This is a genomic window from Arthrobacter sp. M2012083 (genome assembly GCF_000281065.1).
Taxonomy (GTDB): domain Bacteria; phylum Actinomycetota; class Actinomycetes; order Actinomycetales; family Micrococcaceae; genus Arthrobacter.
In genome coordinates this window covers 1-14,083 of the sequence record NZ_AKKK01000003.1, presented here as the reverse complement: position 1 = coordinate 14,083, position 14,083 = coordinate 1, and the positions used below count along the sequence as shown (strand labels likewise).

The 14,083-nt window shown below is 61.6% G+C and carries 13 protein-coding genes; 7 read left to right on the top strand and 6 right to left on the bottom strand.

Going from position 1 to position 14,083, the window contains the following annotated elements:
* Nucleotides 1-8: 8 nt before the first annotated feature.
* Nucleotides 9-707 (top strand): ABC transporter ATP-binding protein, encoded by a 699-nt coding sequence (locus tag A477_RS0101325; RefSeq protein WP_017197247.1) that lies wholly within the window; start codon nucleotides 9-11, stop codon nucleotides 705-707.
* Here the strand turns inward: A477_RS0101325 and A477_RS0101320 are convergent.
* Nucleotides 704-1,099, bottom strand: a complete 396-nt coding sequence (locus A477_RS0101320) for a winged helix-turn-helix transcriptional regulator (RefSeq protein ID WP_017197246.1) — start codon at nucleotides 1,097-1,099, stop codon at nucleotides 704-706. The two genes, A477_RS0101325 and A477_RS0101320, sit on opposite strands and share 4 nt — an antisense overlap.
* Before the next feature lie 101 nt (nucleotides 1,100-1,200).
* On the opposite strand from A477_RS0101320, the gene A477_RS0101315 reads away from it, so the two are divergent.
* Nucleotides 1,201-1,809 (top strand): NAD(P)-dependent oxidoreductase, encoded by a 609-nt coding sequence (locus A477_RS0101315; RefSeq protein ID WP_017197245.1) that lies wholly within the window; start codon nucleotides 1,201-1,203, stop codon nucleotides 1,807-1,809.
* Nucleotide 1,810: 1 nt separating this feature from the next.
* Here the strand turns inward: A477_RS0101315 and A477_RS0101310 are convergent, their stop codons facing one another.
* The 5 genes from A477_RS0101310 to A477_RS0101290 form a co-directional block, all read right to left on the bottom strand.
* Entirely contained in the window at nucleotides 1,811-3,256 is a 1,446-nt protein-coding gene (locus A477_RS0101310; protein WP_017197244.1) for a phytoene desaturase family protein, read from the bottom strand.
* Nucleotides 3,249-4,766: a glycosyltransferase family 87 protein gene (locus A477_RS0101305; RefSeq protein ID WP_020372775.1), complete on the bottom strand. Its 1,518-nt coding sequence runs from the start codon at nucleotides 4,764-4,766 to the stop codon at nucleotides 3,249-3,251. Before A477_RS0101305 ends, A477_RS0101310 begins: the two co-directional genes overlap by 8 nt.
* A 145-nt stretch (nucleotides 4,767-4,911) precedes the next feature.
* Nucleotides 4,912-5,052, bottom strand: a complete 141-nt coding sequence (locus A477_RS23425) for a hypothetical protein (RefSeq protein WP_017197242.1) — start codon at nucleotides 5,050-5,052, stop codon at nucleotides 4,912-4,914.
* 600 nt (nucleotides 5,053-5,652) lie between these two features.
* Entirely contained in the window at nucleotides 5,653-6,234 is a 582-nt protein-coding gene (locus A477_RS0101295; RefSeq protein ID WP_017197241.1) for a histidine phosphatase family protein, read from the bottom strand.
* Nucleotides 6,235-7,701, bottom strand: coding sequence for a CCA tRNA nucleotidyltransferase (locus A477_RS0101290; RefSeq protein ID WP_017197240.1), 1,467 nt, complete (start codon nucleotides 7,699-7,701; stop codon nucleotides 6,235-6,237). It abuts the gene before it with no gap.
* Between the two features lie 196 nt (nucleotides 7,702-7,897).
* Between A477_RS0101290 and A477_RS0101285 the strand changes: the two genes are divergently transcribed.
* The 5 genes from A477_RS0101285 to trxA all read left to right on the top strand — a co-directional run bounded on the left by A477_RS0101285 (nucleotide 7,898) and on the right by trxA (nucleotide 13,822).
* Nucleotides 7,898-8,401, top strand: a complete 504-nt coding sequence (locus A477_RS0101285) for an NUDIX hydrolase (protein WP_026005276.1) — start codon at nucleotides 7,898-7,900, stop codon at nucleotides 8,399-8,401.
* 26 nt (nucleotides 8,402-8,427) lie between these two features.
* Nucleotides 8,428-10,446, top strand: coding sequence for a murein biosynthesis integral membrane protein MurJ (murJ, locus tag A477_RS0101280; RefSeq protein ID WP_017197238.1), 2,019 nt, complete (start codon nucleotides 8,428-8,430; stop codon nucleotides 10,444-10,446).
* A 138-nt stretch (nucleotides 10,447-10,584) separates the two neighbouring features.
* The gene (locus A477_RS0101275) at nucleotides 10,585-12,273 is read left to right on the top strand and encodes an ABC transporter substrate-binding protein (protein ID WP_017197237.1); all 1,689 of its coding nucleotides are present in this window, start codon (nucleotides 10,585-10,587) and stop codon (nucleotides 12,271-12,273) included.
* 231 nt (nucleotides 12,274-12,504) lie between these two features.
* Nucleotides 12,505-13,461 carry a thioredoxin-disulfide reductase gene (trxB, locus tag A477_RS0101270; protein WP_017197236.1) on the top strand — a complete coding sequence of 319 codons (957 nt, stop codon included), beginning with the start codon at nucleotides 12,505-12,507 and terminating at the stop codon, nucleotides 13,459-13,461.
* A gap of 34 nt (nucleotides 13,462-13,495) precedes the next feature.
* A complete protein-coding gene (gene trxA, locus A477_RS0101265) occupies nucleotides 13,496-13,822 on the top strand; it encodes a thioredoxin (RefSeq protein ID WP_017197235.1) in 327 nt (108 codons plus the stop codon).
* Nucleotides 13,823-14,083: the final 261 nt, after the last annotated feature.

Here is a 14,083-nt window from a genome sequence, read left to right as displayed (position 1 = left end):
CATATATCGTGATAACGCTGAACCTCGCCAACGTCTCCCTCGAATACCCCGACGGAGGCGCTACGCTCAAGGCCCTCGATGCCGTCAACCTCAGCGTGCGCAGGGGTGAGTTTCTTTCATTGGTTGGTCCCTCCGGGTCCGGTAAGTCATCGCTGCTCGCCGTCGCCGCGACTCTGGTGAAACCCACTGCCGGGCTGGTCGTCATCGATGGGCAAGACGTCGCCTCGCTCATGGAGGCCGAACGCACAGCCCTTCGCCGGGACAAGGTGGGCATCATCTTCCAGCAACCTAACCTGCTGCCGGCCCTGACCGCCGTCGAGCAGTTGCTGATTCGCGAGCATCTGCGGGGCAAGCGGGTGCGCGAAGAGCGGGGGAAGGCGGCGGAGATGCTGGACGTCGTCGGACTTTCCGGCGTGGCGCACAAGAGGCCCCACCAGTTGTCCGGCGGCCAACGTCAGAGGGTGAACATTGCGAGGGCTCTCATGGGCAGCCCCACAGTTCTTCTGGTTGATGAACCCACAGCCGCGCTCGACCACGAACGGAGCGAGTCGATCGTCCGGCTTCTGCGTCAGGTAACCGATGAGTTCCAGACGGCCACCGTGATGGTCACGCACGACACCGAGTTCCTACCGCTCACCGATGCAGTCGCCACAATGCGGGACGGACGAATCAGCCGCGCCCTGGTCCCGTCCGCGCAATCCAACTAAGGGGAGCCGAGGAGAGCTTCGTCCTGCGCTTCGTCATAGGCGTCGCGGGCTTCCAGGATGGTGGGCACGTGACTCTCGGCCCAGTGGCGCAACATTGTCAGCGGCTGCAGCAATGACTCACCCATCGCCGTGAGTTCATAGTCCACCCGCGGCGGCACTTGGGCATGGACGGTCCGAGTGATCAGCCCATCGCGCTCCAGGGCACGCAGAGTTTGCGTCAGCACCTTGGGAGTAACTACGTTCACCATTTTGCGTAGTTCCGAAAAACGGACCGGCCCGTCACCGAGCACTTGAATCACCAATGAAGCCCATTTATCGCCGATGCGCTGGAAGACCACCCGCGAAGGACAGTTGGGGTCCAGTATGTTTCCGGGGATTTCGGTATTGTCCACGAGATATCAGTATCCCTAAGGTAACTAGGTTCCTTTGAAGCTATCAGTATCCGGTGGATACCTTTGGGGTTATTGCAAGGATACCAACCTCAAGGAGAGCTATGAAAATCGCAGTGTACGGCGCAACGGGCATGGTCGGCAGCCAGATCGTCAACGAATCCATCACCCGCGGCCACCAGGTTACGGCCATCTCCCGCAAGGGCGCAGAGGTTCCCGGAGCCGCTGCCCAGGCAGCCGATCTGGCTGACGCCCAGGCCTTCGCCTCCATCGCGAAGAATCACGACGTCGTCGTGCTGGCTACGGGCCCCAGCCGCACCGGCGGCGATCACGGCGAATGGCTCGATGCGATGGCTTCCGCCTACAGCAATGCCGAAGGAACCCGCCTCATGATCGTCGGCGGCGCCGGCACCTTGGAGATTGATGGCGTCCGCCTACTCGACTCCCCTGACTTCCCCGAGGCCTACAAGGCCGAGGCCACTACTGCCGCCAAGGCTTTCGAAGCTGTGAAGCAGACGCCGGAGACCATCGACTGGACGGTTTTGGCTCCCGCTCCCGTCATCCAGCCGGGTGAGCGCACCGGTGAATACACCGTTGCAAAGGATTCACCGGCCGGCAACAGCATCTCCACTCAGGACTACGCAGTAGCCATGCTGGACGAGATCGAGAGCCCGGCTCACCGCCGCGCCCGCTTCACCGCCGCTAACTCATAACCTAAAGCCCAACGCCCAGCCCGGGTACCCGCATCTTGAACATGTCCTTGAGCGCATATCTCGCCGCGTGGTACCCGGGCATTCCCGTGACCCCGGGACCAGGGGGCGTCGACGAGGAACACAGGTACACGCCCTCCATAGGCGTTCGCCATGGCACGTTGGACACAACCGGCCGCTGCACCAGACCACGCAAGTCCAACAGTCCTGCACTGAAGTCTCCACCAACATAGTTCTCGTTGTACGCGGACAATTCCGCCGCCGTCGTGGTCTTTGATGCCACCACAACGTCCCGGAAACCTGGCGCGTAACGCTCGATTCGTGCCGTGACGGCCTCGGCCATGTCCACCGTCGAATTGGCTGGTACGTGGCAATATGACCACAAAACGTGACGGCCGTCCGGAGCCCGGGTCGAATCCACCACGGATGGCTGGGATACCAGGACATATGGTTGCGTCGGATGTTTGCCCATGTCCACCAGGTTCTCGGACTCCGCCATCGCCCGCCGTGAGCCACCAACGTGGACGGTCCCGGCGCGTGCCAGTCCGGAATCACGCCACGGCACAGGTCCGGACAGGATGAAGTCGACCTTGCACGCTGCATTCCCGAAGCGGAATGCTTCAAGTGCCCGACGGTAGCGTTCGGGTACTTCCGATCCACCCAAACGCGCCAAAGTTGGTGGGGCAACATCCAAGAGAATGGCCTTCGCCGGCCGGACCTGATCCAACGAATTCACGCGTTCACCCACGTGGATGGTTCCGCCGTGCGCAGTAAGATCATCAGCCATGGCCCGTGCAATGGACATGGATCCACCAACAGGTATCACCCAGCCGCCAGCGTGGGCCAGAATGCTAAGCAACAGCCCGGCACCCGTTGAGCTAAGGGACGGCTGCGAGCCGAGGGCATGCGACATCACACCCGTCAGCAGTGCAGGAGCGGCTTCTTCCCGGAAGCGGCGCATCCACATCGGAGTCCCCTGATCCAATGTCGCCAGTCCGAACCTGGCTGCCGCCCAAGGATCCTTTGGTATACGCAGGAGTTGGTTGGACGTAAAGTCCACCACCCCGTCCACCCGATCCAGCAAGGGTTCAAGTAGCCGACGGTAGGCGGGTCCATCGACACCCAGCTCCTGCACCGTCCGATCCAGCGACTGGTAGGCAAGGGCTGCCCCTCCGCTGTCCAATGGCGTGCCGTGCTGCACCTCCGGTACCTTCAGGTCCACGCGCTGCGACAACTCAAAGGCGCGGAAGAAGGGCGATGCCACAGCCATGGGATGCACGGCCGAACAGACATCGTAAAGGTAGCCGGGTTCGATCAACTCGCTGGTCCGGGACCCGCCACCGATCGCATCAGCTGCCTCGTAGAGACGAACACTCAGGCCCGCGCGGGCCATAACCACTGCGGCGGCCAGGCCGTTGGGGCCGGCGCCGACGACGGCGACATCAACCATCGCTGTTTACCTCCATATGCTGGGGTGCTTTGGGATCGGTAGTCTCCACCGTAGCCCGGCGACGCCACGGCAGCACTGACCGGGAGGGGTGGAAAACGTCGAGCCGTAACCAATCCCCGGCGCCGTCGAATGGTCCGCCGTGGGGGTCATCCTGGCCATGCGCGCGTAGTGGATCCTGGGCAGGATCCCAGATATCAATAACCACCCGCACCATGAGATATACCGTTGCAACCATATGTAAGCCCACGGCCAGCACGTAGTAGGACATATCGATGTTGTGCTGGACCGAACCGCCGCTGGTCGTTTGGCCCAGATACATCCAGACTGCGGCCCAATGCAGCCCCTCGGCGGCTTGCCAGAGGAGGAAGTCTCGCCAGCGCGGGCGGGCCAGAGCCAGGAGCGGGATAAGCCAGATGACGAATTGGGGCGAGTAGACCTTGTTCGTCAGGATGAACGCGGCAACTATCAGGAACACCAGTTGGGCCAGACGGGGTCGTTGTGGGGCACACAGGGCCAGGGCCCCAATGAGCACGCACGCAAGGACGAACAGGTACAGGGCCAGCGTGTTGATGGTTGCGCCATCCACCTGCGCCCACCGAACCCTGTCCGCCACCAGGTTGTAAGCGAACCAGGGCGAGCTGTACCCGGCAGGGCGATCTTGGCTGAATTCAAAGAAGTATCGCCAGCCCGAAGGGTTCATCGCTGCGATGGGCAAATTCACCGCCAACCAGGATACTAAGGCCGCTCCAGCGGTGATGGAGAAGGCGCGTAGCTTGCCGGTTCGCAGGCTCAGTACCAGTACGGCACCAAGGATGAGGACCGGGTACATCTTGGTGGCCGCTCCCAGTCCTATGACAAGGCCGGACAGGATCAGCTTGTCCCTCGAGAAAAAGTACATCCCCAAGGCCAGCAGCCCCACAGCCCACATGTCCCAGTTGATGAATCCGGCCAGAATGATCCCGGGGGCTACGGCCACCATGGCGGCGTCCCACGGGCGGCGCCTATTGATTCTTGCAGTCAGGAGGACGGTAACGATCCAAACCGCGACTACAAGTGTTGCGTTGACGTCGAAGTAACCCAGGAGGCGTTCGTTCCCCAGCCCCTGGCCGGGCACCAGTAAAGCTGTCACACCGGCGATGATGCCCATGAGCACTGGATACTCGAACAGGCTTCCCTGGGTGAAGAAGGGGAATATGCCCTCACCGAGACCCCGGTTCCGGAAGAGCTCAGGGAAGTCGGAATAGCAGGTTGCATAGAACTGGCCGGGAGTCTCCCAGCCACGGACGCGGCAATAATCCTTTGCGAGTACTCCGAGCAGTGCTGCCACAACAGTGAGGATGATCAGGACCCGTTCCACAGTGAACGGAGCCGGTGAAATCTTCCCGGGCGAGGAGTGTTTGCCCAAGGGGCCGCCCACGAGTTCCGTGAAGTTACGAAGCAGGGCATCGCTGCGGCTTGGAACCACTAAGCGGGCACGTTTTTGTAGCCGGTGAGGCTTCGTCTCCTGCATGCGATCGAGCTTACAGTCCTGCGAGGCTGACGGGGTTGGAGGGTCACCGGGTTAAAGGGGAGGAGCCCACGCGTAGCCGCGTGGGCTCCTTGAGGTTCAGCATGAATGTGTGGCACCTGAACTCCTTCGGTCTGGCTGAAGGGAATCAGCGGATGAGTCCCATCTGGTGCAGGACAACGTAGACGTCTTCACGGCGCTGGTCCAACAGCTGGCCGTTGAACAGGGTGCGGTCCTTGGGAGCATCGGTACTCTTGTAGAAGCGCATGTCTTCGGGGCGTTTTCGCATGGTTCACCTCCTTTCGTAAAGGAAAAGTCGGAATTTAGGCACAGCAATTAGAGCCTATTGAATTCGAATGAAATCAAGGCCTAATGAGGCGTAAAAAGCCGAAGCTAATAAATGGATTTGCGGACTGAACCAAAGGGGTTCGTCGTGCAATAGCGCGTGCTTCCGGCAGTCGACCCAACAAGAAGCTGGTTCCGAACTATGGGGAAACTGCGCACCCGCGGCATGCTGCGTGGGTCCGCGCCTACAACTGACTACTCAGCCATCCACAGAAAGGAAGGCCGCCAAGAAACACCGCCGGCGACAAGCCGGTCCGGTAGTTCAGGAGTGGGTCAGAGAGCAAAAATGGCGTCGATCATCAGCAGAGGCCGGGGTAGCAGTGACGGTCAACTTCCGTCCGCTAGTCAAAGTAATCATTTTTCCCAACCTCCTTTTCTGGCTGATAAGCAGCCTGCTGTGGCATTGTCCCGGCTGACTGAACCAGGGAATGCGCGCCTTGTTCCCGGCGGGTCGCTCTGGGAACAAGATATAAGCTACCTCATGAAGAAGGAGTTTGACCAGCGAAATTAGCTATTTCACCAAAAGTTTTTCTAAATTCGTGTTTTAGAGTCCCCAACGCACAATTGCAGGCGTCCGCTTATCCCAACCAAGGGTGCAGACCTTCGCCGTTCCCAGGATAAAGTGCCGGCCTTCGCGGGCGTCCATTTCCAGCCAGCGGGCGGTGAGGATCCTGGAGAAATGACCGTGGGCCACTATCAGGACGTTGTCCATCCCGGATTCCAGGACGCGTCCAATGATTTTGTCGGCCCGGGCGGCGACTTCATCCAGGGTCTCCCCGTTGGGTACGCCATCGGTCCAGATGAGGTAGTCCGGGTTGTCCTTGCGGATCAGGTCAGAGCTGATGCCTTCGTAGTCGCCGTAGTTCCATTCGACGGCCAGCGGCTCATGGACGGCCTCCGGGTAGCCCGCGAGTTCTGCCGTGCGGCGGGCGCGGCGGAGGGGCGAGGTCAGGACGAGGTCAAAATCGATGCTTTCCAGAACCTTGCGGGCTTCAACGGCCTGCTGCTCACCCTCAACAGTGAGGGGAAGGTCTGTCAGGCCGGTGTACTGACCGCTCTTGGACCATTCGGTCTCGCCATGACGAAGGATCCAGAGTTGCGGACGCGGGGAAATGGCAGCGTTCAATTAGGACTCCTCGGTTTCGGTCAAAGGCTCGACGACGGCGGACTCGGGTTGCGCTTCCCACCATGCCAAGAGTTTCCGCTCGGCTTCCTCGGGGGAAAGTGGTCCATGTTCCATCCGCTCCTCCAACAGGAACTTGTAAGCCCGCCCCACAACAGGGCCGGGCTTGAGTCCCAAAAGCGCCATGATCTGCGCTCCATCAAGGTCCGGCCGAACGGCCGCCAGCGATTCCTGCTCCATAAGCGCCGCAATGCGATGCTCAAGGTCATCGTAGGCGAAGGACAAGCGGTCGGCCTTGCGCTGGTTACGCGTAGTGACGTCGGATCGGGTGAGCCGGTGCAGGCGTTCCAGCAGGGGACCGGCGTCGGTCACGTAACGGCGGACTGCGGAGTCGCTCCAGCCGGCATCGCCGTAACCGTAGAAGCGCATGTGCAATTCGACCAGACGGGAAACCGCTTTGATGGACTCATTGTCGAAACGCAACGCCTTCATGCGTTTAGCCGTCAGTTTGGAACCCACAACGTCGTGGTGGCGGAAGCTCACCGCGCCGCCCGGTTCAAAACGGCGCGTAGCCGGCTTACCGACGTCGTGCATCAACGCCGCAAACCGAAGCACAAAATCGGGGCCGGGCACGGGGCCGTCAGGACCCGTTTCCAATGCGGCTGCCTGCTCAAGGACCTGCAGCGAGTGCTGGTACACGTCCTTGTGCCGGTGGTGTTCATCGGCTTCGAGGCGCAGGGCGGAAACCTCAGGGAGCACGAACTCAGCGAGCCCAGTGTCCACCAGGAGGTCGATGCCTACCCGCGGGTGCGCTCCGTTAATGAGCTTGACCAGCTCTTCCCGGACCCGCTCAGCGGAAATGATCTTGATGCGGTCGGCCATCTGGGACATGGCGAGCCGAACGTCGTCGTGAACCGATACGCCCAACTGGGAAGCGAACCGGGCCGCCCGCATCATGCGCAGGGGATCGTCGGAGAAAGAGGCCTCCGGGGCGCCTGGCGTGGCGAGCTCCGACGCGTGGAGATCGCGGACGCCGCCGAACGGATCCACGAGTTCCAGGCTTGGCAGCCGCAGCGCCATGGCGTTGATGGTGAAGTCGCGGCGCAGCAGGTCGTCGGTCAGGGAGCTGCCGAACGCCACCACCGGCTTTCGCGAATCGGGGTCGTAAGCCTCCGCCCGATACGTGGTGACTTCGATCTGGAAGCCATTCTTCTTCATACCGATGGTGCCGAAGGCGCGCCCGATTTCCCAGAAATTATCCGCCCACTTCTTGATGACGGAGATGGTCTGGTCCGGAGTGGCGTCGGTGGTGAAGTCGAGGTCCGGGGATGTCCTCCCCAAGAAGAGGTCGCGCACGGGTCCACCCACCAAGGACAGCTCGAAGCCGGCATCGACAAAGCGCTGCCCGAGGTCGAGCACCACCGGATCGATGGTGAAGTTAACTGAAGAGCTGTCCAATACGTGCGCCATAGTCCCTTAAGCTTGGCAGATTTTTGCTCAGCATTGGGCCACTGTTCCATGCGAAATCAGGCATGCGTCCACGGACCATCTCCTGCAGTCCATCTTGTGGCCATGTCCCGGTCATCACTCGAGGGCAAGAGTCGTTAGAGTGGACCTCATGGCCAACCCGATCCCGAGCGCTCCTGGCAGGAGGACAAACGCACCGTTGCCGTCGGCAATCGGTGCACACGTCGCGCCTGCCCAGCAGCACCCGGTGCAGGCCTCGCTTCCCACTGTGGAGGAAGTGTCAGCTGGCGGCGTTGTAGTAGACACGTCCGACGGCGAACTCCGGGTTGCAATTATCGCCCGCCTTAACAGGGGTGGCCGGCTTGAGTGGTGCCTCCCGAAGGGCCATCCGGAAGGCCGCGAGAACAACGAGGAAGCCGCTGTTCGCGAGATCGCCGAGGAAACCGGCATCGAGGGCAGCATCCTGGCGCCCCTCGGCAGCATCGACTACTGGTTTACCGTGAGCGGCCACCGCGTCCACAAGACCGTGCACCATTTCCTGCTCCGGGCAACCGGCGGCGAGCTGACCATTGAGAATGATCCTGACCAGGAAGCCGTGGATGCCGCGTGGGTCCCCATCCAGGAACTGGCCCGAAAATTGTCCTTCCCGAATGAGCGCCGAATCGCCGATTTGGCACGGGAAGTGCTGCCCGAACACCTCTGACCCGGGTACATGGGACGATAAAGGCGATGTCTGAAGCCAAAACAACCCAGTCCGTTCAGTCCGGTGAAGCACGTTCCAGCGCCATCATGGCAGCAGGAACGCTCGTTTCCCGGTTCCTTGGCTTCGCCAAAACGTGGATGCTCGGCGCCGCCCTCGGCCTTGGCTCCACGATTAATGACACGTTCATTAACGCGAACAACCTGCCGAACCTGATCTTCCTGCTGGTAGCCGGCGGCGTGTTCAACGCCGTCCTGGTCCCGCAGATCATCAAGGCCAGCAAGGCACCGGACCGAGGCGCGGACTACATCAGCCGCCTGCTGACACTGGCAGTCCTGGTGCTGCTGGCGTTGACCGCGCTGGTCACACTCGCGGCACCCTTGGTCATCGACCTCACCACCCAGGGTTACTCCGAGCAACAGAAAGCCCTCGCAGTCACGTTCGCTTTCTGGTGCCTGCCGCAGATCTTCTTCTACGGGCTCTATGCCCTCCTCACGCAGGTGCTGAACGCCCACGGAGCGTTCGGCCCAGCCATGTGGGCCCCCATCCTCAATAACCTTGTAGCCATTGCGGGCTTGGGCATGTTCATTTGGATCCTGGGCGAGAACATCCACAACCCCCATACTTTGGACAATTGGGGGCCCACCCAGACGCTCCTGATTGCCGGCTTCTCCACTTTTGGTGTGGTGGCGCAGACTGCCATCCTGCTCATTCCTGTCTTGCGCTTGCGCCTTGGCCTGCGTCCACGCTTCGGCTGGCGCGGAGTCGGCCTGGGCCAGGCAGCCAAGCTGAGCGTTTGGACGCTGGCGACTGCCGCCGTCGGGCAGTTGGCGTTCCTGTACATCATGAGGATCGCCACCATTCCCGGCGCTGAGCGCCTCCGGTTGGACAACGCAGGGGAGACGGCCGCTGCTGCCGTCCTGCCCGGTAACGCCGTCCTCGAAGTCGCAAGCCAGCTGTACCTGCTGCCGCACTCGATCATCGCTTTGTCCTTGGCCACCGTCCTCTTCAACCGCATGACACGCGCGTCGCAGGATGGCAACAAAGATGAACTGCGGGACGCCCTTTCCCATGGCCTCCGCACCATGGCCGTGGCCACGGTTTTCGGTGCCCTGGCGCTCTTCGCCCTGGCTGGTCCGCTGGGCATGTTCTTCTCCGGCGGCCAGCCGCAGGACGGCGTCATGTTGGCCCAAACGCTCACCATCCTTGCCCTCAGCACGCCGTTCCTGAGCGCGAACTTCATGATGTCCAGGGTGTTTTACGCCAACGAGGATGCCCGTACGCCCCTGTATGTCCAGTTGTGGCTGGCCGTGATCTATGTGGTGGGCGCATTCTTCATCCAGTTCCTGCCCGTCGGCCAGATCATTTACGCAATCGCCATCCTTTACACGCTGGGCAATATCCTCTCCGTAGTGATCAGCGTCGTGTTCCTGCGCCGCCTGCTGGGCCACCTCGACGGTCCCCGCATCGCCAATTCGTACATCCGCATGGGCTACGCGGGCCTGGGATCTGCACTTGCCGGGGCTGGGGCCTTGTGGCTTTTGGGTAGCTACCGTGCCGACGGCTTCGCATGGAGCAGCCGCCCGGCCGCCCTGGTGACGGTCGTCGTCGTCGGGCCTGTCATGCTGCTCGCGTACCTGGTCCTTCTTCGCGTCTTCCACGTCACCGAACTGCGCGACCTCCTGCGTCCGCTGATGGGTCGCCTGGGTAGGGGCGCACCGGCACCGGTTACCGGCGCAGCACCGGAACCCACGACGCCGGCACGCGCCACGGTTTCGGACGATACCGGTTTGATTCCGCGCATCTCCGGCGAGTTCGACGCCACCTCGTTCAGGGCCGGTCCGGCGTTGGCTCCGCACCGGACGGCCGAACCCGCTACTGAGGACTCACCGGGCGCACCCAAGACTTACCTACCCGAGGAAGAAACCCCCAGCACGGCACGCGGTGGCAAGTTCCGTCCGCAGGTCCCCCTGCCGGGTCGGCGCACCTACCAAGGTGACGCCGGGCAGAATCCGTACTTCCCCGCCAAGGGCAGCCACAGGAAGTAAGCCGGTGGCGCCAACATGGGCGGCGGGCCTCAATCCGCTAGGCTAGAAACGAATATAGGTAGTTGCAAAAGGGCTCAACCGGCTCGCCGGGGGAGCCATGTGCAGGACCGCAGCTCCCGGACAGCCTAGGAGGAACACGTGTCCCACCCGATCGACGTCGGATCAGTACTTGGCGGCCGCTACAAGGTCACGGCCAATGTATTGACCTCGCATGACCAAGATCAGGTGCTCGACGGCGTGGACCAGGTCCTCAACCGTCCCGTGAGCATCCTTGTTGCCGGTCCAGGAAATGCCGAGCAGGTTGCTCAGAGCGCCCGCGAAGTAGCCACTGGGGAGAGGCCCGGCCACGTTCAGATCCTGGACCTGGGCATCAGTGAAAACACCACGTACCTGATCACCAACCACAGCACCGCCCCGGATCTGCTGGACCTTGTGGTCGCCACCAACCCGCCGTACATCGAGCCTTTCTTCACGGAGACACTCGGAAGTGAGATCTTCGGCCAGCCGCGCACCTATGAGCCTGAAACTTATGACGGCTTGTACGAGGATGATGAGCACGACGCCGAGTACATCCAGTACGACGAAAACGGTTACCCCCTCCCGTCCGAGTCCAACGGTGAGCCTGAGCCTGCAGCGCCGGCACGCACCGCCCCGCACGTACCGCCCATGCCTTCGTCCAGCCCCTCTTCGACAAAGAGCGGGATCGCGGGGAAGCTGGCTGCGGCCGCTGCCGGCGCCGGGGCAACCGGTGTTGCTGCCGCTGCAGCGCTGAAGCATGCGGGTTCCAAGAACAACGACGCCGGTGCTGCCGCAGCTGGTTCTGCCGACGCTGGCGCTGGTTCTGCCGGCCCCGGCTCCGCGGGCGGAGCGTCGCCTGCTGTTGCCTCGCAGCCGCCCACCCAAGCCGTTTCGTCGCAGCCCGTTTCCACTGCTCCTGTCTCTTCACCGCCGGCTAGCCGCGAGCCTGCCGGCCGCGAGCCTGCTGCGGAGCCGAAGGTTTCCCTGTGGTCCGAAGAGGATTACGGCTTTAGCGGCTCGGATGCCGGTGCAGCTGCTGGTTCCGGTGTAACAAACCGGGGCACCGACTCCGGGTACGAGCGCGCGGCAAGCAGCTTCCCGGCGTCGTCGGCTGTTACGGACGATTACGATGACGAGGACGTTTACGAAGACGAAGCTCCTGAGAAGGAACCGCGTTCCCTGCGGTGGCTGGTAGGCGGCCTTCTCGCCGCAGTCTTGGTGGTGGGACTCGTCCTTGCGGTGACCAATCTCGGCAGCCTCCTGCCCAGTGGCGCCCCTGCCGCGACACAAAGCACGCCTGCCCCTCAATCTTCCGCCGCGGAAACCGAGGAGCCTGCGCCCACTGAAGCTCCGGCCCCGGCCACACCGCCGGAAATCGAAGGCATCACGCGCCTCGGCGACTTCCCCTTCGCCGCCACCTATGACAAGGACCTTGCGAGGGCCTTTGACGGTAACGCTGCCAGCTACTGGTCGGACATGGAATTCGCCTCGGCAAACTGGGGTGGCCTCTTCGAAGACATGCCGCTTGTGGTTCAGCTCAAGGAACCCACCGAGGTCAAGTCCGTAGTGCTGAACCAGTTGGGTGGCTCCGGCGGTAGCATCAGCGTCTACACCAACGATCGTCCTGCGATGGACGGCGCAAAACTGGTTGGCACCAACAGCTTCACGTCCCCGGAACTGACCATGCCGCTTGCAGCACCGACGCAGACCCAGTACGTCATCGTAGTCATCAGCGCACTCCCGAAGCTGGCTGCGCCGAAGACGCGATTCGGATTCGGGCTTCGCCTGGCTGAGGTCACGGTCCAGTAGCCAAACCAAACCGAAGTAGCAGTAGAGGCCGTTTTGAACCCGTCAGAACGGCCTCTACTGCTACCTGCATTGGCGTCACCGCTTCGATTCGGCATGCCTGCAGACGGTACCCTGAATGATGGTGGCTTTTAGGGTCCCCAACTCCAACGGAATATTTGGAAAGCAACAGGGGTTGAGTCAGGTGGCTGCCCCGAAAGCCGCAGCATCGACTAAGGAAGAGGTTCACGCCACGTGAGCATTGCAGAAAACAGCGCATCGCAGGTGCGTGACGTCATCATCGTAGGTTCAGGCCCTGCCGGCTACACAGCCGCCGTTTACACCGCCCGCGCCAACATGAAGCCTCTGCTCATTGCCGGTTCCGTCACTGCTGGTGGCGAACTGATGAACACCACGGACGTGGAAAACTACCCGGGTTTCCCGGAGGGCATCATGGGCCCGGACCTGATGGAGAACTTCGAAAAGCAGGCCGCCCGTTTCGGCACCGAGATCCAGTTCGAGGATGTCACCGAGCTGGACCTCGACGGCGACATCAAGACTGTGACCATCGGAACGGGGGAGACCTTCCAGGCGAAGGCCATCATCCTGTCCACAGGTTCGGCATACCGCGAGCTCGGACTGGCCAACGAAAAGCGCCTGTCCGGCCACGGCGTTAGCTGGTGTGCAACCTGCGACGGTTTCTTCTTCAAGGATCAGGACATCGCCGTTATCGGTGGTGGAGACTCCGCCATGGAGGAAGCACTGTTCCTCACCAAGTTCGCGAAGTCCGTTACCGTTGTCCACCGCCGCGATACCCTCAAGGCTTCAAAGATCATGGGTGACCGTGCCCAGGCTCACGAGAAGATCAACTTTGTCTGGAACACCGCCGTTGAAGATGTTCTGGGTGAAGACAAGGTCACCGGCTTGAAGCTGAAGAACCTGGTGGACGGTACCGAGTCCGAACTCGCAGTCACTGGCGTGTTCGTGGCGATCGGCAACGACCCCCGCACGGATCTCATCAAGGGCAAGGTTGATTTGACCCCCGAGGGAACCATCGCCGTAGAAGGCCGTAGCTCCCGGACCAACATCAAGGGCGTCTTCGCCGCGGGCGATGTCATCGACCCGACCTACCGCCAAGCCATCACGGCTTCGGGCTCGGGTTGTGTGGCTGCCCTTGACGTAGAGCACTACCTCGCAGACCTGCACTCCTAAGCTGCATCCAAGCAACCATACGAAGGGAAAAGTTATGAGCAACGCAAAAGACGTTACTGACGCAAGCTTCAGCACGGATGTCTTGGCTTCCGAGAAGCCTGTCATCGTGGACTTCTGGGCAGAGTGGTGTGGCCCCTGCCGCAAGCTCGGTCCCATCCTCGACGAGATCTCCGTTGAGTACAGCGAAAAGGTTGACGTTGTGAAGCTCAACGTCGACGACAACCCCTCCATCGCAGCCGAATATGGCATCACTTCCATCCCGGCCGTGTACCTGTTCAGTGGGGGAGAAGTGAAGAGCACTGTCATCGGTGCCAAGCCGAAGCAGTTCTTCGAGAAGGAATTCGCGGACGTCCTGTCCTAGGCTTCACTTCTGATCCAGATCGTAGAAGGCCGGCGGTTACTACTCCTCAGGGGGTAGGAACCGCCGGTTTTTTGCTGTCGAGAAGGAAGTAAACCTAAAACATTCACTTACACGGCCCAACTGATCTGAGTGGGCTCGCACGTTCCCGGAATTGGCATCATCAGTTCTCCCTACCAGGGGTAGGGAGAACTGGGACCCTCTCTCACCCCCCGCCCCCTTGGACCCCACCCTCTCTCACCCCCACCCCCTTGAACCCCACCC